This is a genomic window from Arthrobacter sp. TE26545 (assembly GCF_056279005.1).
The window spans coordinates 2,114,234-2,134,747 of record NZ_JBWBQM010000001.1 but is presented as its reverse complement, the minus strand read 5'-3'; the positions used below and the strand labels follow the sequence as shown (position 1 = coordinate 2,134,747).

Genomic DNA, 20,514 nt, shown 5'->3' with positions numbered 1-20,514 from the left:
TAGGTGTCGTTATGGACGTCCAAAACGACACCTACGGAGCAGTCGATGGGGCTATTCCAGGCCGCGGCGCTTTAGCAGGGGTTCCAGCTCCGCATCGCGGCCCCGGAAGGCGCGGAAGGAGTCCATGGGGTCGCGGCTGTTTCCTCGCGAGAGCAGTTCGGCGCGGAAGGTGTCGCCGTTGGCACGGGTGAGGCCGCCGTTCTCCTTGAACCATTCGACCGTGTCCGCGTCCAGGACCTCGCTCCAGATGTAGGAGTAGTAACCCGCCGAGTAGCCGTCGCCCGCGAAGATGTGCTGGAAGTACCCCGTGCGGTAGCGCGGCGGAATCAGGGCGTGCGCCACGCCGGCAGACGCGAGGGCCTTGGCTTCGAAGTCGAGGACGTCCTCGGGGATGCCGGAATCGTCGAGCACATGCCACGCCAGATCCAGCAGCGCGGCTCCGAGGTACTCCGTGGTGGCGAATCCCTCGCCCCAGAGCCGGGAATCCTCAAGTCGGCTGACGGTTTCGTGGGGGAGCTGCTCGCCGGTGCGGTAATGGCGGGCGTAGTTGGCCAGCACCTCCGGCCACATGATCCACATTTCGTTCACCTGCGAGGGGTACTCCACGAAGTCCCGCGGGACTTCCGGCCCGGAGAACCGCGGGTACGTGACCTTGGAGAGCAGCCCGTGCAGCGCGTGGCCGAACTCGTGGAACACCGTGCGGACTTCGTCGAGGGTCAGCAGGGTTGCATCCCCGGCCGGCGGTTTGGAGATGTTCAGGGTGTTGATCACCACCGGCTTGGCGTCCAGGAGAACCGACTGTTCCACCAGTGAATTCATCCAGGCCCCGCCGCGCTTGGTATCCCTGGCGTAGTAGTCGCCGAGGAACAGGCCCAGGCCGGTGCCGTCGGCATCGAAGACCTCCCAGACCCGCACATCCGGGTGATACCCGGCAAGATCACCGCGTTCCCGGAAGCCCAGGCCATAGAGCTTGTTCGCCGCGAAGAAGACCCCGTCCGTGAGCACGCGGTCCAGTTCGAAATACGGCCGAAGGGCCTGCTCGTCCACCTCGTACCGTTCGCGCCTCACCTTGGCGGAGTAGAAAGCCCAGTCCCAGGCCTCCAGCGGATGCCCGGCGCTTTCCGCCAGCGCTGCGGCTTCGGCGTCGGCGTTACGAACCGCGGCCGGTGCCAGGCGGTTCAACATGCTTTCGACGGCGGGGTAGTCCGGTGCGGTCTGCCGCTCGACCACCAGTTCGGCGTAGTTCGCGAAGCCCAGCAGGGCCGCCTTCTCCGCGCGCAGGCGGGCCAGGGCCAGGACCAGCTCCCGGACGTCCAGCGGGCCGCCGTCGGTGCCCCTGCCGATGGACGCCTCATACAGACGCCGCCGCAGCTCCCGGTTTTCGAGCGAGGACATCGCTGCCTGGTTGCTCGGCTGGATCAGCGTCAGTAGGTATTTCCCCTCGTGGCCCGCCGCGCGCGCTGCCTCGGCGGCGCTGGCGATGTCGTCTTCAGGGAGGCCCGCCAGTTCCGCGGCAGCTTCGACGAGGACCGCGCCCGCCTTCATCGCTTCCTTGGTCCGCTGGCCGAACTCCGTGCCGAGGCGTGAAAGCTCCGCGTTGAGCTTCCGGAGCCGGTCCTGGTCCGCCGGGTCCAGCTGGATTCCGGACTGCCTGAACTCGCGCAGGTATTCCTCCACCAGGCGCCGCGACTCGGCGTCGAGTCCGGCGGTATCGATCGCGGCGAAACGTTCGTAGAGCGCTCTGTTGAGGTAGATCGCGTCCCGGTGCGCCGTCAGCTTGGGCATAAGCGCCGTTTCGAGCTCCCGGATGGATTCGGTGGCGTCAGCCGAAACCAAGGTGAAGAAGGAGTTCACGGCACGGCCCAGCAACTGGCCGGAGCGTTCCATCGCGGCAGCAGTGTTCGCGAAGTCGGCCGGCCCGGGATTCGAAATGACCGCCTCGATCTCGGCAAGCTGACCGGCCAGCCCGGCGTCGATGGCGTCCGCGTAGTGCTCGTCTTCGATCGCTGCGAACGGCGGCAACTGGTAGGGAAGGTCGCTGGGGGTTAGCAGGGGGTTGCTGGAAGTAGCCATGAAGCAACACTTTCACGAGTGAGGCGCAGCTCACAAGGCATGTCCGCAGGGATGCAACAATTGGCCCTATGCGGGAAAGCTCCACGGAAAGGGCCGCAATGAGCATTGCGGTCATCGGTGGCGGGATCGCCGGGCTCGCGACGGCCGCCGGGCTCGCCAAGGCGGGGGCCGCCGTCGAAGTCTTCGAACGCTCTTCACGGGACGCGGTGCCCGGGGCCGGGATCTCGCTGTTCCCGAACTCACGAGCGGCCATGCGCACCATTGGCCTGCTGGACGGCTACGAGCAGTTGCCCCACGGGCCCGGCGCCGGAATCCGGACCGTCATGCGCCGGCCCGATGGAAAGGTGGCGCTGTCCTTCCCTGCGTGGGCGCGCCCCCAGGTGCGGATGTTCCACCGCAGCGCGCTGCGGGAGTTCCTGCTGGAATCCTGCAGCGGGATTCCCATCCACTGGGACACGGCGGTCACCGTGGACGACGACGGCGACAAGCTCCGCCGTGCCGTGCTCACCGCCGCCGACGGGCAGCAGAGTTCCTGGGACCTTGTGGTGGCAGCTGACGGCTTGCGCAGCACGACCCGGCGGTTCCTGTCGCTGGACCCGGGCCTGCGGTACGCCGGATACACAGCCTGGCGCGGAGTGACCCGCGGCCCCGCGGACACCGGCGGTACGGCGGGCGAAGACTGGGGCAGCCGCCAGCGCTTCGGCACCGTGCCCTTGGCGGATGGCCGGGTCTACTGGTTCGCCGTCGCCACCAAGGACGAAGGCCGGACGGCGGCCGCCGACGGTCTGGCCTCGGAAAAGGAAGCGGCGGAACGGGAATTTGCGTCGTGGTACACGGCAGCGCGGACCCTGATCGCCGGCACGGACGAAGCCGAGGTATTGCGGCACGATCTCTACGACCTTGCCAGGCCCCTGCACGCGTTCCACCGCGGGCGCGTGGCGCTTGCCGGAGATGCGGCACACGCCATGACGCCCGATCTCGGGCAGGGCGCCGGCGCCGGCCTCGAGGACGCCGCCGCGCTGACCGCACTGGTGCGAAGCGCCTTGGCGGGCGGGGCTGCGGGACCGGACACCGACGTCGTCGGGCTGCTTGGGAGGTACTCGCGCCTGCGGGCACCCAAGGCCGCGCGGCAGCTCCGCGCCTCCAGGCTCATGGGCCGGCTGGCCCAGCGCGATCGGAAAGCCTGGAGGCCCGGCGGCTAGTTCTGCTTGAACACCAGGGACATCGGCGTTGCCTGGGCGCCCTGGCCCTGCGGGTTGTCCTTGAAGATGGCCTGGATGGTTTCCTTCGGCAGGTCGGTATCGTGGCCCATGGCCACCACGCCGAGGTCGTTCGCGTCCATGATGGACGTTCCGGCGAAGTTCGCGGCGTACTCTGCCGGGACCCGCTCACGGACCAGGGCGCTGATCCGGCGCGCGACAGCCTCAGGATCCTTCGGGGCCAGCTTCACCGAGTTTGCGGAGGAGCCAAGGCTGTACGGAGTGGCGCCGTCGATCGCGTTGATGTTGTGGCCGACCACGTCGTAGAACACGCCGCTCTTGCCCTGAAGTTTGCCGACGACGCTCGCGGCAGCAGCCTTCACGATCAGGGGCAGGCCCACCTCGTTGATGGCGATCTGCATGGACCAGGGGCTGCCCAGGCCGATGCCCGCAGGGGTCCGCTTGACGAACTTGCTCAGCACGCGGGCGGCCGGGGTGACCTTGATTTCCCACACCGGGAAGGAGCGGCCTTGGGTGATGGCCACGATCTTCTCGCTCACCAGCAGGTACCACGGGGCCGAGGCGACGGCCTTGCGGGTTGCTTCGTCGGCCGTGTCCAGGCCCTCGAAGAAGCGGTTCACGTAGGAGAGGACCTCAGGATCAAGGTCCGTTTCGCGCTTGAACACGCCGGTCTGCAACGGATAGCGCCGGAAGGTCTCGCCGCCCACGGCTTCCGGAACCGTGATGTCGAGTTCCTTGCCGGGGTTCGCCTCGTAGTCGCTCTTGTTCTCCTTCACGTCCGACGGAGCCTCGTTGGTGTCGATGAACTCGCGGAACCACAGCTCGACGTTCAGCAGGCGCCAGAAAATCATGGTGTCGGCGTCGTTCTTGTCGTTGAGGTACTCCTCGAATGCCGTCAGGACGGCCTCACGGTTCCAGTACGGGCGCTCAGCGAAGGAGTTGGACATGAAGATCTTGTACAGGCGCTCCTTCATCAGCTTGAACCATTCGGCTTCGGGCGTGGTGAAGCCGATCTTGTTCCGGCGGTTGCTGATCTTCTCCGGCAGCAGGCCACGGGTGGCGTCGCGCAGGATCCGCTTGTTCCAGCCACCCTTGATGATGGCTTCGTCGGACAGGCTGAACAGGAACTTGACCACTTCCTTGTCCAGGAACGGCACACGGCCTTCCAGGGAGAAGCGCATGGTGTTCTTGTCCTCGTAGCGCAGCAGCGAGGGCAGCGACTTGTGGAAGAGGTCGTCGATCAGGCGCAGCTTCATGTTGTCCGGGATGTTGCTGAAGCTTTCGCCCTTGAAACGGCCGGTGAAGCCCTTGTTCAGCAAGGAGGACATGGCCACGGTCTTCTTGGCGGTCAGCTTGCCCTGCAGGCGGAAGCGGCCCAGGCGGTAGAAGATGTCCAGGGAGGACGTGGCTTCCTTCAGGAGGGTCTTGTAGTCGCCCTTGGCCTTGAGCTGGCGCAGGTACGCGAAGTAATAGGGGATATACCCTGCCATCATCTCGTCCGCGCCCTGACCATCCAGCAAGACCGTTACGTGCTTTGAGGCTTCCTTCATCACGCAGTACTGGGCATACGGGCCCGAGGAGATGATGGGCTCCTCCATGGTGCGGACGAAGTCGTCCAGGTCCGCGGCAAATCCATCCGGCGTCGGCAGGATCTTGTGGGCCTGGATGTTGCCGCTGCACTTGGCGATCGCGGCGTCGGCGTAGTGCTCTTCGTCGTTGATCGAGTTCGGGAAGACCGCGCTGAAGGTGTTCTGCTTGGCGCCCAGGGAATCCGTTGCCTCGGCCTTCTCCTGCATGAGCTTGTTGATCGTCACCACAACGGCGGAGGAATCCAGTCCGCCCGAGAGGGCCGAGCCCAGCGGAACCTCGGACTTCAGGCGCATGCGGATGGCCTCGGTGAAGCGGGTCCGGTACTCCTCGGTGACCTCGGGAGTGTAGGGGCGGTTGACCTTGGAGAGTTCCTCGAGTTCTTCGCGCAGGCGAGTGAAGGCGCTGATGCTGTACTTGCCCGTGGCGTTGTCGATGGTCATCATCTCGCCGGGCTGCAGCTTGAACACGCCGTCGAAGAAGGTTTCCGCGGAATCATCGTGGATGCGGTACTGCAGGTAGCGGTAGAGGATGCGCTCGTTGGGCTTGCGCTCGATCTTGCCGCTCTGCAGCAGGGGCTTGATTTCGGAAGCGAAGATGATCTTCGGAGCCTCGTCCGTGCCGGCGTTGGCCCAGTAAACGGGCTTGATGCCGAAGTGGTCGCGGGCCAGCACCGTGACATTCTTCTTCTTGTCGAGGATGGCCAGGCCGAACATGCCGTTGAAGCGGTCGAACGCCTCCGTGCCCCACTGCTCGTAGGACTGCAGCACCACCTCGGTGTCCGACTGGGTGCGGAAGGCGCGGCCCAGGCCTTCGAGTTCGGCGCGGAGCTCCAGGTAGTTGTAGACCTCGCCGTTGTAGACCAGCACGGTGTCACCGTCGGCGCTGATCATCGGTTCCTGGCCGTGCGCGACGTCGATGATGGACAGCCGGCGGTGGGCGAGCCCCACGTTCCCTTCGGTGAAGTAGCCCTCGCCGTCGGGGCCGCGATGCTCGATGCAGTCATTCATGACCTTCAGCAGAGTCTCGTCTTCCCCAAAACCGTGGTAACCGGCGATTCCGCACATAGTGCCTACCTCTTCAATCGTCCTCTGAATCCTTGTCAATGCTACTTGCTGACCGTCGGCGGGCCTTGCGGGCGCCGGCCCGCGCGCCCTCCACCCCTAGAATGTTCTGGTGAACAATCCGCAGATTTCCTCCCCGCTGGTCGGTGTGCTCGCGCTGCAGGGCGACGTGCGCGAACACCTCCACGCCCTCGAAGCCGTGGGCGCGCGCGCCATCGGCGTCCGCCGCCCATCGGAACTGGCCGCCGTCGACGGCTTGGTGATTCCCGGCGGGGAATCGACCACCATCGACAAGCTTTCCCGCATCTTTGAACTCGCCGAACCCATCAAGGAGCGGATTGCCGCCGGAATGCCGGTATACGGTTCCTGCGCCGGCATGATCCTGCTGGCCAACGAGATCGCGGACCCGGCCAAGGACCTCGAAGGCCGGCCACAGCAAAGCTTCGGCGGCCTGGACATCACGGTCCGCCGCAACGCCTTCGGCCGGCAGCGCGAATCCTTCGAAACGGACCTGGATTTCAAAGGCCTGGATTTCAGCGCGGGCGAGGCCGGCGTGGACCCGGTGCACGCCGTGTTCATCCGCGGCCCGTGGGTGGAACGGGTGGGTCCGGAGGTCGAAATCCTGGCCCAGGTGGAGCCGGACAAGGCCCGCCACACGGATACTTTGCACGGGTTGGCTAGAATTGTTGCCGTGCGCTCCGGCAATTTGCTGGCCACCTCCTTCCACCCGGAAGTGACGGGCGAGAAGCGCATCCACGAACTTTTCATTCGAATGATCAGAGGAGAAGCGTAAGAGCATGTCAGGCCACTCCAAATGGGCGACCACCAAGCACAAGAAAGCCGTCATTGACGCCAAGCGTGCAAAGTCGTTCGCCAAGCTGATCAAGAACATCGAAGTCGCTGCCCGCATGGGCGGCCCGGACCTGGCCGGAAACCCGGGCCTGGAACTGGCCGTCACCAAGGCCAAGAAGACCTCGGTGCCCAACGACAACATTGACCGCGCCATCAAGCGCGGTGCCGGCCTCACCGGTGAAGTCGTCGACTACACCGAGATCATGTACGAAGCCCGCGGACCGCAGGGTTCGGCGCTGCTCATCGAGTGCCTGACGGACAACAAGAACCGTGCGGCCTCCGAAGTCCGCCTTGCGATTTCGCGCAACGGCGGCACCATCGCCGACCCCGGTTCCGTGAGCTACCTCTTCACCCGCAAGGGCGTCGTCAGCCTGCCGAAGAACGGCCTGGGCGAAGACGACATCCTCATGGCCGTGCTGGACGCCGGCGCCGAGGAAGTCAAGGACAGCGGCGAGAACTGGGAAGTCCACTCCGAGCCCGGTGACCTCCAGGCCATCCGGGATGCCCTGACCGGGGCCGGCATCGAGTATGAAAGCGACGAAGCCGAATTCGTGCCGTCCATGGAGGTCCAGCTCGACCTCGACGGCGCCAAGAAGTTCCTGAAGCTCGTCGACGCGCTCGAAGAACTCGACGACGTTCAGAACGTCTACACGAACGCCGACATGAGCGATGAGGTCCAAGCGGCCCTCGACGCCGAATAAGCTGGGAGCTCCAGCACAAAGCAACAGGAAGGCCCGGACTTGACTCTTCGCGTATTGGGAGTCGATCCGGGCCTTACCCGTTGCGGCATCGGGGTCGTCGACGTCGAACGGAACCGCCGGGCGACCATGGTCGCCGTGGGGGTAGTGGGGACGTCCCCGGAGGAGACGCTGGACCGCCGCCTGCTCGTGATCGCCGAGGCGATCGATGAGTGGCTCGACCTGTACAAGCCGGACGTGATGGCGGTGGAACGCGTCTTCTCGCAGCTCAACGTCAGCACGGTGATGGGCGTGGCCCAGGCGTCCGGCGTCGTGATTGCTGCCGCCGCGCGCCGCGGCATCCCGGTGGCGCTGCACACGCCGTCGGAAGTGAAGGCCGCTGTCACCGGCAGTGGCGGTGCCAACAAGGACGCCGTCACCAAGCTGATCACCAAGATCCTGCGCCTTGACGCACCGCCGCGTCCCGCCGATGCCGCAGACGCCCTCGCGCTGGCTGTGACGCACGCCTGGCGGGCGGGGAGCGGGGCCGCCGCGGCCACCACAGGTCCGGGCAGCAGCGCCCTGACACCGGCCCAGCGCGCCTGGGCCGAGGCCGAAGCCAAAGCGCGCCGCGGCCGCTGAATGTCGCTGGCCCTTGCTAGGGTATTCGTAGATATGTTCGGATAGTCAGCTTGACTTCAGTTGACGCAGTTCAGTTCAGGAGCCGGCTTTGATCAGTTTTCTTCGCGGAACGGTGGCGCACGTGGGTCTGTCCACTGCGGTCATCGACCTCAACGGCGCCGGAATGGCCGTGTTCGCCACGCCGCAGACCCTCAGCGGCCTTCACGTCGGCGAGGAAGCGAAGCTGTTCACCTCCCTCATCGTCAGGGAAGACTCGCTGACCCTTTTCGCATTCGCCGACGACGACGAACGCGAGGTTTTCGAGGTCCTGCTCAGTGTCAGCGGGGTCGGGCCGCGGCTGGCCCTTGCGGTCCTTGCGGTCCACGACCCCGAGACGATCCGCGTGGCCGCGCACAGCGGGGACGGCAAGGCGTTCACCAAGGTTCCCGGCATCGGCCCGAAGGTGGCTGGCCGGATCGTCCTGGAACTGTCCGGAAAGCTGGTGCCGCACGGCACGGGGCCGGCTCCCGTGAAGGCGGCAGTCTCCCAGGCCGACTGGAAGCCGCAGGTTGTGGCGGCGATGACCAGCCTCGGCTGGTCCGAAAAGGACGCAGGCGGCAGCATCGACAAAGCGATGGCCGATTCGCCGGATCTCGCGCAGGCCGGCGACGTCGCCCAGATCCTCCGCGCCACGCTGCGCTGGCTCGGCCAGGACGGCGCACGGGCCGGGAACAGGGTAGGCAGCCGTGGCTGAAGCCTCCCTTGTCTCCGGCGGCGAGGAGCCGGAAGAGCGGATCATCGAGGCAGCCCTCCGTCCGAAGAACCTGCACGATTTCGTGGGACAGCACCGCGTGCGCAAGCAGCTGGCCCTGGTGTTGGAGGCCTCCCGCATGCGCGGCCGCAGCGCGGACCATGTGCTGCTCTCCGGCCCGCCCGGCCTCGGCAAGACTACGCTGTCGATGATCATCGCCGCGGAGATGAACGTTCCCCTGCGGATCAGCAGCGGCCCGGCCATCCAGCACGCGGGTGACCTCGCCGCGATCCTGTCCTCCTTGTCCGAGGGCGAGGTCCTGTTCCTCGATGAAATCCACCGGATGTCCCGGCCCGCGGAGGAAATGCTCTACATGGCCATGGAGGACTTCCGTGTGGATATCGTGGTGGGCAAGGGCGCTGGTGCCACGGCCATTCCGCTGGAGCTGCCGCCCTTCACCTTGGTGGGCGCCACCACCCGCGCGGGCCTCCTGCCCGGTCCGCTGCGTGACCGCTTCGGTTTCACCGGGCACCTGGAGTTCTATTCGGTGGAGGAGTTGGAGTTGGTGCTCCGCCGTTCGGCCGGACTGCTCGAGCTGAAAGTGAACTCGGCAGGATTCCGCGAAATCGCCGGCCGTTCGCGCGGAACGCCCCGTATTGCCAACCGCCTGCTCCGGCGCGTCCGGGACTGGGCGCTGGTGCATGGTGTCGAACAGATCGATGCCCGCGCCGCGTCCGCTGCCCTGGACATGTACGAGGTGGACCAGCGGGGGCTGGACCGCCTGGACCGCTCGGTCCTCGATGCCCTCATCACCAAGTTCAACGGCGGCCCGGTGGGGCTCTCCACGCTGGCCATCGCCGTCGGCGAAGAACCCGAGACCGTGGAAACCGTGGCCGAGCCCTTCCTGGTACGGGAGGGACTCCTGGGCCGGACCCCGCGGGGGAGGATCGCCCTGGCCCCGGCCTGGACGCATCTTGGCTATGCCGTGCCGGCGGGCGTATTCGGGCAGGACCCGCTGGAACTTTTCGGCGAGGAAGACGACGCGGAGCAGCGTATCGAATCCGGTTTGTAACCCTGCTCCCAGCTTTTCCCCCTAGACTGGTATGACGCTCGGCACGTTCGAGCCCATGGAGTCATGCCCGCCAACCGGCGCGCATTGTCCAGCCTGTCGGGGGATTTCTCCGCTTGCCGGATCCACCAGGGGAACGATGCCGTGAACCACAACGTATGCAAAGAAATGGAACTTCCTCGTGGATGTAATGAACATTCTGCTGTTTGTCCTTCTTGGCGTCTTCATCTTCATGATGTTCCGCCGCAACAAGAAGACGCGTGAGCAGCAGGCCAAGCTGCAGTCGCAGTTCGCCCCGGGCGTGGACGTCATGACCAGCTTCGGGCTGTTCGGCCGCATCGTGTCGATGGATGACGCCGAGAACAAGGTGGTCCTCGAACTGTCCCCCGGAAACCTCGCCACCGTGCACCGCCAGGCCGTGACCAAGGTCATCGAAGCCCCCGAGGCTGCCTCCGTCGAGGTCCCGGATGACGCTTCTTCCCTCGACGAGGCCCAGGCCGGTCCCGTGGTGGATCCCGCGGAGACCCCGGAAGAGTCCATCAAGCGCCTCAACGGTGAGGACAAGAAGGACAACTAGTCCTGCGCCTCTTCAGGGCGGACACGTTCCCAAGGCAATGACCTGCCGTCGGCCGGCGCTTACAAGTGACGGCCGGCGGTAGCTCCGTCACTACAGGAAGATCGAACATGGCACGAACCGGCCGCAAGAACCCAGCCCGCAGGGTGCTGATCTGGCTTGTCGCAATTTTCGCTGCGCTGACCGCTGTCCTTGGCGGCGGCGTCATCGCGGGCCACGCAAGTTGGGCTCCGAAGCTCGCACTGGACCTCGAGGGCGGCACCCAGATGATCCTGGCGCCCAAGGTGGAAGGCTCATCGGAAATCAACGAGGACCAACTGAACCAGGCCGTGGCGATCATCCGCCAGCGCGTGGACGGTTCCGGCGTCGCCGAAGCCGAAATCAGCACCCAGTCCGGGCGCAACGTGGTGGTCAGCCTTCCGGGGACGCCCTCCAAGGAAACCCGCGCCCTGATCCAGGCTTCTGCCGACATGAACTTCCGCCCGGTCATCGCGGCAGGGGACGGCGCCGCCGTTCCCGTGGCGTCCCGGACGAAGGAAGCCGACCTGCCCAAGCCCACGGCGAAGCCCACCAACGCCAGCGACAACAACTGGGTCACGGCCGATGTCTACAAGGCCTTCGAAGCACTGGACTGCGTCAACCGGTCCCAGGACAAGCAGGAGCGTTCCGACCCGGCCAAGCCGCTGGTCACGTGTGAACCGGCCACTGCCCAGTCCCCGGCCGTCAAGTACATCCTCGGCCCGGTGGAGGTGAAGGGACAGGACATCACGTCTTCGACCTTCAGCCCGGTCCAAGGCGCCCAGGGTTCCGTTACCAACGACTGGGGCGTGAACATCACCTTCAACGAGGCCGCAACCAAGACCTTCAAGTCGGTCACCGAGCGCCTCAACCAGTACTACGTGGCATCCCAGGCCCAGGGCGGCAACGACCCCAAGGCCCAGTTCGCGATCGTCCTGGACGACCAGGTCATTTCCGCACCCCGCTCGCTCGCCGTCATCACCGACGGCCGCCCGCAGATCACCGGCAACTTCACCGAACAGACCGCCAAGGCGCTGTCCGACCAGCTGCGCTACGGTGCCCTGCCCATCAGCTTCGACATCCAGTCCGAAGAGCAGATTTCGGCAACCCTCGGCGGCGAGCAGCTGCGCCTGGGCCTGCTGGCCGGCATCATCGGCCTCCTGCTCGTGGTGGTGTACTCCCTCTTCCAGTACCGGGCGCTTGGCTTCGTTACCATTGCGCTCGCTCGTGGTGGCCGGCGGCCTGACCTACCTCGCCATCGCGATCCTCGGCTGGACCGAGAACTACCGGCTTTCCCTCGCAGGCGTCGCGGGCCTTATCGTCGCCATCGGCCAGACGGCGGACTCGTTCATCGTCTACTTCGAACGTATCCGCGACGAACTGCGCGAAGGCAAGGGCCTGGTTTCCGCCGTCGAGAACGGCTGGAAGCGCGCCAAGCGTACGGTCCTGGCGTCGAAGGCGGTCAACCTCCTGGCTGCGCTCGTGCTGTACTTCGTGGCTGTCGGCAACGTCCGCGGCTTCGCGTTCACGCTCGGCCTGACGGCCCTGGCCGACCTCCTCGTGGTCTTCATGTTCACCCACCCCACCCTGCAGGTGCTGGCCCGCACGAAGTTCTTCGGCGAAGGCCACCGCTTCTCCGGCCTGGACCCGGCCCGGCTCGGCGCCGTCCCGCTGTACCGGGGTGCCGGACGGCTCCGCACACCCACTGAGAAGCCCGCCGTGGTGCGCCCGCGCAACACCGGCGCGGCCGCCGAAGCCGAGCGCCGCATGACCATTGCCGAACGCCGCCTCGCCGAGAAGCAGGGCGAACTGTCCGGATCTTCGAAGGGCAGCCGTTCTTCCAGCGGAACCAAGGAAGGCAAGTAATGACCAGCAGCTTTGCACGCTTCGGCAACGAGCTCTACACCGGGAAACGCTCCTATGACTTCGTTGGAGCCAAGAAGATCTGGTTCCTGGTGGCCGTCGTCGCGATGGCCGTGTCCATCTTCCTCCCGGCGGTCAAGGGCGGTTTCAACCTCGGCATCGAATTCCGCGGCGGCTCCGAATTCACCGTCTCGAATGTGAAGACCACCGACTCGACGCTCGGCGAGAAAGCCGTGCACGCCGTCGTTGCCGGTGCCGTGCCTCGCGTGGCCAACGTCGCCGGCAACACCATGCGGATCCAGACCGACAAGCTCAGCGACGACGAAACCCTGCGGATCAAGGAAGGCCTGACCTCCGCGTACGGCGTCACGGACAACGAGGTCACGTCGACGTTCATCGGTCCCACCTGGGGCCAGGACGTCACCAAGCAGGCACTGATCGGCCTCGCGGTGTTCGTCGGCCTCGCGGCCGTCCTGATGGCCTTGTACTTCCGAACCTGGAAGATGTCCGTCTCCGCCCTGGCTGGCATGGTGGTGACCATGGTCATCACCGCCGGGGTGTACTCGGCCAGTGACTTCGAGGTCACGCCGTCGGCGATCATCGGTTTCCTCACGGTGCTGAGCTACTCCCTGTACGACACCGTGGTGGTCTTCGACAAGATCCGCGAAAACACCTCGGACATCACCACGTCCACGCGGCGGACCTTCGCCGGGGAAGTGAACCTCGCGGTGAACCAGACCCTGGTCCGTTCAATCAACACCATGATGGTTGCCGTCCTGCCGGTTGCCGCGATCCTGTTCATCGGTGCCGGCCTGCTGGGGGCAGGCACGCTGCGGGACCTGTCTCTGGCCCTGTTCGTCGGCATCCTGATCGGTACGGCAGCCACGATCTTCATCGCCGCGCCGCTGTATGCCTGGCTGCGCCAAAACGAACCGGAGCTGGTCAAGCAGGCCAAGAAGGTCGCGTCCCGCCGTGCGGACGCATCAGCGTCCGAAAGCGAGCCCGCCACCGCCTGAGCCTTCCGCTTCATTGAAGGGCCGGCCACCGCATGCCGCGGTGGCCGGCCCTTGGCGTTTCCGTCATGTTGCCGGCGGTTCCCGATGGATGCCCAGGCAGGAATAGACTGGGTTAATTAATTCGTTCGTGAGGGGACATCTGTGGAGGAACGTACGACGTCGGCGCCACCGGCAGGCGGGGAGAACGGCTTGGACCGTGCCTCCGGGGCTGCCTCGGCGCTGTCGGCAGGTACCGCAGGCGGCGTGCCTGTGGACAGCTTCGGTATCCGTCCGACCTTCCCCGGCCGGCGCGAACGAACGCGGTCCCGGCTCGCGCGGCTGACCGGCCGCGGCGTCGCCACTTACTCGCCGATCCTCGAACCCCTCCTGCGGACCGTGCGTGCGAACAACCCCAAGGAAGACTTCGACCTCATCCAGCGGGCCTTCGCGGTGGCCGAACGCAGCCACCAAGGCCAGAAGCGCAAGAGCGGCGATCCCTACATCACCCACCCGGTGGCCGTCGCCACCATCCTGGCCGAGCTCGGCATGACCGGAACCACCCTCGCGGCGGCCCTGCTCCACGACACGGTTGAAGACACCCCCTACACCCTGGGCGACCTCACCCGGGATTTCGGACCGGAAGTCGCGATGCTGGTGGACGGCGTGACCAAGCTGGACAAGGTCCAGTTCGGCGACGCCGCCCAGTCAGAGACCGTCCGCAAGATGGTCGTCGCGATGGCCAAGGACATCCGGGTCCTGATGATCAAGCTCGCTGACCGCCTGCACAATGCGCGCACCTGGCGGTTCGTCTCCGCCGAGTCTTCCTCCCGGAAGGCCCGCGAAACCCTCGAAATCTTCGCGCCGCTGGCCCACCGCCTCGGCATGAACACCATCAAGTGGGAGCTCGAGGACCTGTCTTTCGCGGCCCTGTACCCCAAGGTGTACGAGGAAATCGTCCGCATGGTGGGGGACCGTACCCCGGAACGCGAGAAGAGCCTCAGCGTAATCCGCAACCAGATTGCCGACGACCTGCGCCTGGCGAAAATCAAGGCCACCATCACCGGCCGGCCAAAGCACTACTACTCCATCTACCAGAAGATGGTGGTCCGCGATAAGGACTTCGACGACATCAACGACCTCATGGGCGTGCGCGTCCTGGTCGACACCGTCCGGGACTGTTACGCGGCACTTGGCACCTTGCACGCGCGCTGGAACCCGCTGCCCGGCCGGTTCAAGGACTACATCGCGATGCCGAAGTTCAACATGTACCAGTCGCTGCACACGACGGTCATTGGCCCCGGCGGCAAGCCCGTGGAAATCCAGATCCGCACGCACGAGATGCACCGCCGCGCCGAATACGGCGTCGCCGCGCACTGGAAGTACAAAGACCAGCCCAACCGGACCGCCGTCGGACCCGGCAGCCCCCGCGACGGCGACATGGGCTGGCTGCGCTCCCTGGTTGACTGGCAGCAGGAAACCTCCGACCCGGGCGAGTTCCTTGACTCGCTGCGTTTCGAAATCAACGCCCGCGAAGTGTTCGTGTTCACCCCCAAGGGCGAGGTCATGGCGCTCCCGGCGGGCTCGACTCCCGTGGACTTCGCCTACGCCGTCCACACCGAGGTGGGCCACCGGACCATCGGCGCACGTGTGAACGGCAAGCTTGTACCACTCAACAGCGAACTCAACCACGGCGACTGGGTGGAGATCTTCACCTCCAAGGCCGAAGGGGCTGGCCCCAGCCAGGACTGGCAGCATTTCGTCAAGAGCGCCCGTGCGCGCAATAAGATCCGCCAGTGGTTCAGCAAGGAACGCCGCGAGGAAGCGATTGAACGCGGCAAGGACCTCCTCACCCGCGCGATGCGGAAGCAGAACCTGCCGCTGCAGCGGCTCATGACCCATGACGCCTTGTCCACCGTGGCTGAGGACTTCCATTACGTGGACATCTCCGGCCTGTACGCCGGAGTGGGTGACGGCCACACCTCGGCCCAGTCCGTCATGGAAAAGCTCATGGAGCACCTTGGCGGGCAGGAATCGCCGGATGAGGAACTGGACGAAGTCAGCGTCCCCACCCAGGTTGCCAAGGCCCGCTATTCGGATTCCGGCGTCATCGTCCGCGGCGTGGGCGACGTCTGGGTGAAGCTGGCACGCTGTTGTACGCCGGTGCCGCCCGATCCCATTCTTGGCTTCGTGACCCGTGGCTCGGGCGTCTCCGTGCACCGCACCGACTGTACCAACGTGGCCGGGCTCAGGGACGAGCCGGACCGGATCGTGGAAGTGGAGTGGGCGCCGACCCAGTCCAGCGTGTTCCTCGTGGAAATCCAGGTGGAAGCACTCGACAGGAAGTCGCTGCTGTCCGATGTGACCCGCGTACTCTCGGACAACCACGTCAACATCCTGGCCGCATCCGTGCATACCTCGAGCGACCGCGTGGCGATTTCCCGTTTCGCCTTCGAAATGGGCGACCCGAAGTACCTCCACCACGTCCTCAGCGCGGTCCGCAGGATCGACGGCGTCTTCGACGTCTACCGGACCACAGGCAACCGGCGCCGCAGCTAGGACCGCGCGGCGGCGCTCATGCCGCACATGTCGACAGCAGGGCCAGCTTTGCCAGGGCGGCCTTCTTGTGCGGCACCCTTGGAGTGGCCTCTACGGCGAGGACGAGCAGGCGCAAACGGATTCCCAGTTCAGTCTTGTCCAGCAGCGCCTGCAGCGCGGGGACGGCGCGCTCGGCCTCGACATGGAGTGCAACATCGACGGCGGTGCGCAGCGGGCTGGTGACCAGGAGGCCGCCGATGCTGACCACATCCATGGGCCCGAGCCGGACTTCGTGCAGGATACAGCCGCGCGTTGAACGGAGGCTGGAGACCCGGTGCTTGGCATCCACCAGCAGCGAGAGGCGCTCGGGGACGGTTCCGCAGCCGAAGATCCAGGCTGCCGTCATGCGCCCGGCAACCACCTTCCGCCGGATGTTCTCCGGCACCACCAGGCCGGCCGCCCGGGCCCGTAGCCGCGGCGTCGCACTGACGCCGGGTGCCGTGAAGCTCTCGCCGTACAGCGGCTGCAGGACGCCGTCGAACGCCATGGACTGCAGCTCGGCGTGACTGAACACATCGTTGGGGAAGTACAGTTCCTGGAACTGGGGTCCCGGATCCGTCGGCGTTGGCGCGCTCATTGAGCCATCATGGCCCGGCGGGCTTAACGCGTACAGGCCCGGTTCCGGTTATGTGGATAACCGGAACCGGGCCTGTCGAAGCGGTACGGTGATCAGGCGGTTCGGGGCCTTAGCCGAGGTCGCTGGCCGAGCGCTGGATCTGGTCGAGCCAGGCTTGGCGGGCCTCAAGCGCTTCGCGGGCTTCCTTGATGCCGCGGGCGTCCCCGGACTTCTCAGCCTTGGCCAGATCTTCCTGCAATCCGGCAATGGCGGCTTCAAGCTGGGCCAGGGCGCTGTTGGTGCGTGCCTTGGTCTCCGGGTTGCTTCGGCGCCACTTGTCGTCCTCAGCGTCGCGCACGGCGTCTTCCACCTTGCGGAGGCCCGCTTCGATGCGGCCCATGTCTGCGCGCGGAACCTTGCCGGCCTCGTCCCAGCGATCACGGATGGACTGCAGGGCCTTCTTGGCCGCGGCCAGGTCGGAGATCGGCAGCAGGGCCTGTGCCTCGGCGATCAGTTCTTCCTTGACCACGAGGTTCGCCGCGTACTGCTGGTCGATTTCCTCATTGGCGGCCTGGCGCTTGCTGAAGAAGACGTCCTGGGCGGCGCGGAAGCGGAGCCAGAGGGCGTCGTCGTCCTTCCGGCTGGCGCGCGGAGTGGCTTTCCACTGGTCCATCAGGCGGCGGTATTCGCCTGCGGTGTAGCCCCAGTCAGTCGAATCGGACAGCGCCTCGGCCTCTGCTATCAGCTTCTCCTTGGCCACCTTGGCTGCGGAGTTGGTGCTGTCCAGCTGGGAGAAGTAGGCGCGACGGTGGCGGTCGAACACGGTGCGGGCTGCACGGAACCGCTTCCACAGGGCATCTTCGTTGCTGCGGCCGAGGCGGATGCCGTTCTTCTGGGCCGTCTTCCAGCTTTCGAAAAGCTCATTCATGCGGGCGCTGGACGTCTTCCACTGCACCTGGGCCGGGTCCTGGCCGGAAATGGCCTCCGCTTCCGCGACGATGGCTTCGCGGGCGGCGAGTTCAGCCGTGCGGGCGGCCTCGTGCGCCGCCTTCTCGGACTGTTCGAGCTCGGCGATCTGCGCAGTCAGGGTGTCGAGCCGCGCCTCTGCGGAGCGGATGTCGCCCACCATGTTGCGTTCGGCAAGCTGCTCGCGCAGGTGGTTCACGGTCTTCTGCATGTCCGTGGCCGGGGCCTTGGATTCGACGCGGTGTTCCAGCAGCACGACCTGTGCCAGGATGTCCTCGAACTTCCGCGCGAAGTAGCCCAGGGCCTCTTCGCGGCTCACTCCGGGGTACTGGCCCACCGGCTGTTCCACGCCGTCGATGGTCAGGAAGACGTGGCCGTCCTCCTCGGCACGGCCCCACTTGGAAGCCTCTGCCAGCGAAACGGCGGACGGCGCGGGAGCGGGTGCCGCGGGGATGACGCTCGGCGCGGCCTTCGGGCGGGCTGCAAACGCCGCCGGGGAGGGGGCGGCCGGACGCGGAGCCTCGGAGGCTTCGGGCGCTGGCGTTTCCGTGGCGGGGAGCTGCTCTGCTTCGTTGGCCGTTACTGCAGTTTCGTCGGATTGCTGACTGTGTGTCACCGCTAAAAGTCTTTCGCTTGGAGGGATTACTAAGGTAACGCGCCGCGCGGCGTGGCCCGGCTGTTTACTTCAGGGAAAACGAGTCTATCGTGACTGTTGCCACAGGGGCGCCGTCTGTCCCGGATCCGCCGGCCTTGACCCCCGCCTTGGCGATCTTCGCCACGGCGTCCAGTCCGCTGGTCACCTTGCCCACGATCGTGTAGCCGCCAGCGCCGTCCGCCGGAATGACGGTGTCTTTGTAGACGATGAAGAACTGGTGCCCGTTCCCGTACGCGTTGTCACCGCTGCGTGCCACGGCGATGGTGCCGGCCGGGTATTTGTTGTCCGCCGGGGTGTTTTCCAGGGGGCCCCAGCGGTAGCCGCTGTCGTCACCGGTGTCCGTGGGCTTGGTGCCGCCGCATTGCAGTACCGCGAAGCTGCTGCCGGTGGTGACCCGCGGGCAGAACAGGCCCTTGTAATAGCCGGAGTCGGCCAGGGACTTGAAGACGGCGGCGGCCTGCGGGGCCTTTTTGCCGTCCAGCGAAACACCTACGGTGGCGCCGTTGAGCTTGAGTTCGCCGGTGAAGGTCTTGCCGGCCGCCGTTTCCGGCTTGGGGATGTCCGGTCCGTTCGACGGCGATGGGCTTGCCGTCGGCGACTTCAGCCCGGCCTGCGCTGCGGCGTATTCGGCTTCCGTCGGATTGGAGTTGAACACGGTGAGCTGGAGGACGACGGCGGCAGCCAGGAAGGCGGCACCGCCGGCGGCCGCGACAATGTTGTCAAGGCGGCGGCGTTTGCCTTGCTCTTGCCGCAGCTCGCGCTTGGCCTCCATCTGCCGGATGCGCCGTTTGGCTTCACGGGTCTCGCGCGGCCTTGTTGCCAAGAGTCCTCCTGCTTGTCTGGACAGCTTCCATTCACGGCGGCCCGCCCGGGCCCGCCGCATTGGATGTGCGGGCACCGGGAAGCATAAACTGGCTGCCGCACATAGTTTATGCATGACTGACTGGACGCAGGCAGGACACGGCTGCCGATTCGGCGCCGGTCCCGGTCCGTCCCGCTGCGCGCAACCTTTGAGGAGAAAATTCCACCATGGCACGTACCGCCTCCCTGTCCGGATTCCCCGAGTGGCTTCCCCAGGAGCGGTTGGTGGAGCTGCACGTGCTCGACACCCTGCGCCGCGTCTTCGAACTCCACGGCTTTTCGTCCATTGAGACCCGTGCCGTCGAAACGGTCGGCCAGCTGCTGCGCAAGGGCGAGATCGATAAAGAGGTCTACGGGCTCAGCCGCCTCCAGGAGGACGAAGAGGAATCGAGGGCCGCCAAGGGCGACCACCACTCCCTTGCGCTGCACTTCGACCTGACGGTGCCGTTCGCCCGCTACGTCGTCGAGAACGCCGGTTACCTGACCTTCCCGTTCCGCCGCTACCAGATCCAGAAGGTCTGGCGCGGTGAACGCCCGCAGGAAGGCCGCGCCCGCGAGTTCACCCAGGCGGACATCGACATCGTCGGCGACGGCGAACTGCCCTTCCGCTATGACGTCGAGATCGCGCTGGTGATTGCCGAAGCCCTGAATGTCCTGCCGATCCCGGACTTCCGTCTGCGGGTCAACAACCGCAAACTGGCCGAGGGCTTCTACCTGGGCATCGGCCTCGAAGACACCGCCGGGGTGCTGCGCAGCATCGACAAGCTCGAGAAGATCGGCGCAGAGAAGGTCGCCGAACTCCTCAAGAGCGAACTCGGCGCCAGCGACGAACAGGCCCGACTCGCCCTCAGCCTTGCGAAGATCCGCACCGAAGACACCTCGTTCGTGGAACAGGTCCGTGCCCTCGGCGTAAGCCACGAGCTGCTCGAGGAAGGCCTCAGCGAACTCGAACAGGTCATTGAGGCCGCCGTGCAGCGCGCTCCGGGCAAGGTGCTCGCGGACCTCAGCATCGCCCGCGGCCTGGACTACTACACCGGCACCGTCGTCGAGACCGTGCTGGTCGGCCACGAGCAGCTGGGCTCCATCTGCTCCGGCGGCCGCTACGACGCCCTCGCCCGCAAGGGCAACCGCACGTTCCCGGGCGTCGGCCTGTCCATCGGCGTAACGCGGCTGGTGTCCCGGATCCTCAGCCAGGAATTCGCGACGGCGTCCCGTTCGGTCCCGACCGCCGTGCTGGTGGCGTTGAACAACGACGACAGCTGGGCGGGCGCCCAGGATGTTGCCGCGCAGCTGCGGGCGCGCGGGATTTCCACCGAGGTCGCCGCCAAGGCCGAGAAGTTCGGCAAGCAGATCAAGTTCGCGGACCGCCGCGGCATCCCCTTCGTCTGGTTCACCGACGACGACGGCAAGCACCAGGTCAAGGACATCCGCAGCGGCGAACAGACCGACGCGGACCCGGCCAGCTGGTCGCCGCCGGCCGAGGACCTCAACGTCCGCATCACCACCGCCTGACGACG

The 20,514-nt window shown here is 66.1% G+C and carries 15 protein-coding genes and 1 pseudogene; 11 read left to right on the top strand and 5 right to left on the bottom strand.

What is annotated here, in order from left to right:
• Positions 1-51: 51 nt before the first annotated feature.
• Positions 52-2,073, bottom strand: a complete 2,022-nt coding sequence (locus tag ACZ9CK_RS09525) for a M3 family metallopeptidase (RefSeq protein WP_476049831.1) — start codon at positions 2,071-2,073, stop codon at positions 52-54.
• Between the two features lie 98 nt (positions 2,074-2,171).
• Between ACZ9CK_RS09525 and ACZ9CK_RS09520 the strand changes: the two genes are divergently transcribed.
• Entirely contained in the window at positions 2,172-3,275 is a 1,104-nt protein-coding gene (locus ACZ9CK_RS09520; RefSeq protein WP_476049830.1) for an FAD-dependent monooxygenase, read from the top strand.
• Here ACZ9CK_RS09520 and asnB read toward each other — a convergent pair.
• On the bottom strand, positions 3,272-5,947 hold the full coding sequence (asnB, locus tag ACZ9CK_RS09515; protein ID WP_426297866.1) for an asparagine synthase (glutamine-hydrolyzing): 2,676 nt from the start codon (positions 5,945-5,947) through the stop codon (positions 3,272-3,274). The two genes, ACZ9CK_RS09520 and asnB, sit on opposite strands and share 4 nt — an antisense overlap.
• Before the next feature lie 109 nt (positions 5,948-6,056).
• On the opposite strand from asnB, the gene pdxT reads away from it, so the two are divergent.
• From pdxT to ACZ9CK_RS09470, 9 genes and pseudogenes are all read left to right on the top strand, one after another.
• Entirely contained in the window at positions 6,057-6,737 is a 681-nt protein-coding gene (pdxT, locus tag ACZ9CK_RS09510) for a pyridoxal 5'-phosphate synthase glutaminase subunit PdxT (RefSeq protein WP_476049829.1), read from the top strand.
• Positions 6,738-6,741: 4 nt separating this feature from the next.
• The gene (locus tag ACZ9CK_RS09505; RefSeq protein ID WP_476049828.1) at positions 6,742-7,497 is read left to right on the top strand and encodes a YebC/PmpR family DNA-binding transcriptional regulator; all 756 of its coding nucleotides are present in this window, start codon (positions 6,742-6,744) and stop codon (positions 7,495-7,497) included.
• Positions 7,498-7,536: 39 nt separating this feature from the next.
• Positions 7,537-8,115, top strand: a complete 579-nt coding sequence (ruvC, locus tag ACZ9CK_RS09500) for a crossover junction endodeoxyribonuclease RuvC (RefSeq protein WP_426297860.1) — start codon at positions 7,537-7,539, stop codon at positions 8,113-8,115.
• Between the two features lie 88 nt (positions 8,116-8,203).
• On the top strand, positions 8,204-8,848 hold the full coding sequence (gene ruvA, locus ACZ9CK_RS09495) for a Holliday junction branch migration protein RuvA (protein ID WP_426297858.1): 645 nt from the start codon (positions 8,204-8,206) through the stop codon (positions 8,846-8,848).
• Positions 8,841-9,917 (top strand): Holliday junction branch migration DNA helicase RuvB, encoded by a 1,077-nt coding sequence (gene ruvB, locus ACZ9CK_RS09490; protein WP_426297856.1) that lies wholly within the window; start codon positions 8,841-8,843, stop codon positions 9,915-9,917. Before ruvA ends, ruvB begins: the two co-directional genes overlap by 8 nt.
• Before the next feature lie 187 nt (positions 9,918-10,104).
• Positions 10,105-10,491, top strand: a complete 387-nt coding sequence (gene yajC / locus ACZ9CK_RS09485; RefSeq protein ID WP_476049827.1) for a preprotein translocase subunit YajC — start codon at positions 10,105-10,107, stop codon at positions 10,489-10,491.
• Between the two features lie 107 nt (positions 10,492-10,598).
• A pseudogene (gene secD, locus ACZ9CK_RS09480) lies at positions 10,599-12,372 on the top strand (protein translocase subunit SecD).
• Positions 12,372-13,385, top strand: a complete 1,014-nt coding sequence (secF, locus tag ACZ9CK_RS09475; protein ID WP_426297850.1) for a protein translocase subunit SecF — start codon at positions 12,372-12,374, stop codon at positions 13,383-13,385. Before secD ends, secF begins: the two are co-directional and overlap by 1 nt.
• Positions 13,386-13,526: 141 nt before the next feature.
• Positions 13,527-15,920, top strand: coding sequence for a RelA/SpoT family protein (locus ACZ9CK_RS09470; RefSeq protein ID WP_426297848.1), 2,394 nt, complete (start codon positions 13,527-13,529; stop codon positions 15,918-15,920).
• Positions 15,921-15,936: 16 nt separating this feature from the next.
• Here ACZ9CK_RS09470 and ACZ9CK_RS09465 read toward each other — a convergent pair whose 3' ends face one another.
• The 3 genes from ACZ9CK_RS09465 to ACZ9CK_RS09455 form a co-directional block, all read right to left on the bottom strand.
• Complete coding sequence (locus tag ACZ9CK_RS09465) at positions 15,937-16,536, bottom strand: hypothetical protein (RefSeq protein WP_476049826.1); 600 nt, start codon at positions 16,534-16,536, stop codon at positions 15,937-15,939.
• A gap of 109 nt (positions 16,537-16,645) precedes the next feature.
• Positions 16,646-18,097 (bottom strand): DUF349 domain-containing protein, encoded by a 1,452-nt coding sequence (locus ACZ9CK_RS09460; RefSeq protein WP_476049825.1) that lies wholly within the window; start codon positions 18,095-18,097, stop codon positions 16,646-16,648.
• 64 nt (positions 18,098-18,161) lie between these two features.
• On the bottom strand, positions 18,162-18,959 hold the full coding sequence (locus ACZ9CK_RS09455; protein ID WP_426297842.1) for a peptidylprolyl isomerase: 798 nt from the start codon (positions 18,957-18,959) through the stop codon (positions 18,162-18,164).
• 206 nt (positions 18,960-19,165) lie between these two features.
• On the opposite strand from ACZ9CK_RS09455, the gene hisS reads away from it, so the two are divergent.
• The gene (gene hisS / locus ACZ9CK_RS09450; protein ID WP_476049824.1) at positions 19,166-20,509 is read left to right on the top strand and encodes a histidine--tRNA ligase; all 1,344 of its coding nucleotides are present in this window, start codon (positions 19,166-19,168) and stop codon (positions 20,507-20,509) included.
• Positions 20,510-20,514 lie beyond the last annotated feature (5 nt).

Bases quoted from the DNA above. Each gene is read 5' to 3' on its own strand.
- ACZ9CK_RS09525 (WP_476049831.1), bottom strand. From the start codon at position 2,073: ATGGCTACTTCCAGCAACCCCCTGCTAACCCCCAGCGACCTTCCCTAC.
- ACZ9CK_RS09520 (WP_476049830.1), top strand. From the start codon at position 2,172: ATGAGCATTGCGGTCATCGGTGGCGGGATCGCCGGGCTCGCGACGGCC.
- asnB (WP_426297866.1), bottom strand. From the start codon at position 5,947: ATGTGCGGAATCGCCGGTTACCACGGTTTTGGGGAAGACGAGACTCTG.
- ACZ9CK_RS09505 (WP_476049828.1), top strand. From the start codon at position 6,742: ATGTCAGGCCACTCCAAATGGGCGACCACCAAGCACAAGAAAGCCGTC.
- yajC (WP_476049827.1), top strand. From the start codon at position 10,105: ATGAACATTCTGCTGTTTGTCCTTCTTGGCGTCTTCATCTTCATGATG.
- secF (WP_426297850.1), top strand. From the start codon at position 12,372: ATGACCAGCAGCTTTGCACGCTTCGGCAACGAGCTCTACACCGGGAAA.
- ACZ9CK_RS09465 (WP_476049826.1), bottom strand. From the start codon at position 16,536: ATGAGCGCGCCAACGCCGACGGATCCGGGACCCCAGTTCCAGGAACTG.
- hisS (WP_476049824.1), top strand. From the start codon at position 19,166: ATGGCACGTACCGCCTCCCTGTCCGGATTCCCCGAGTGGCTTCCCCAG.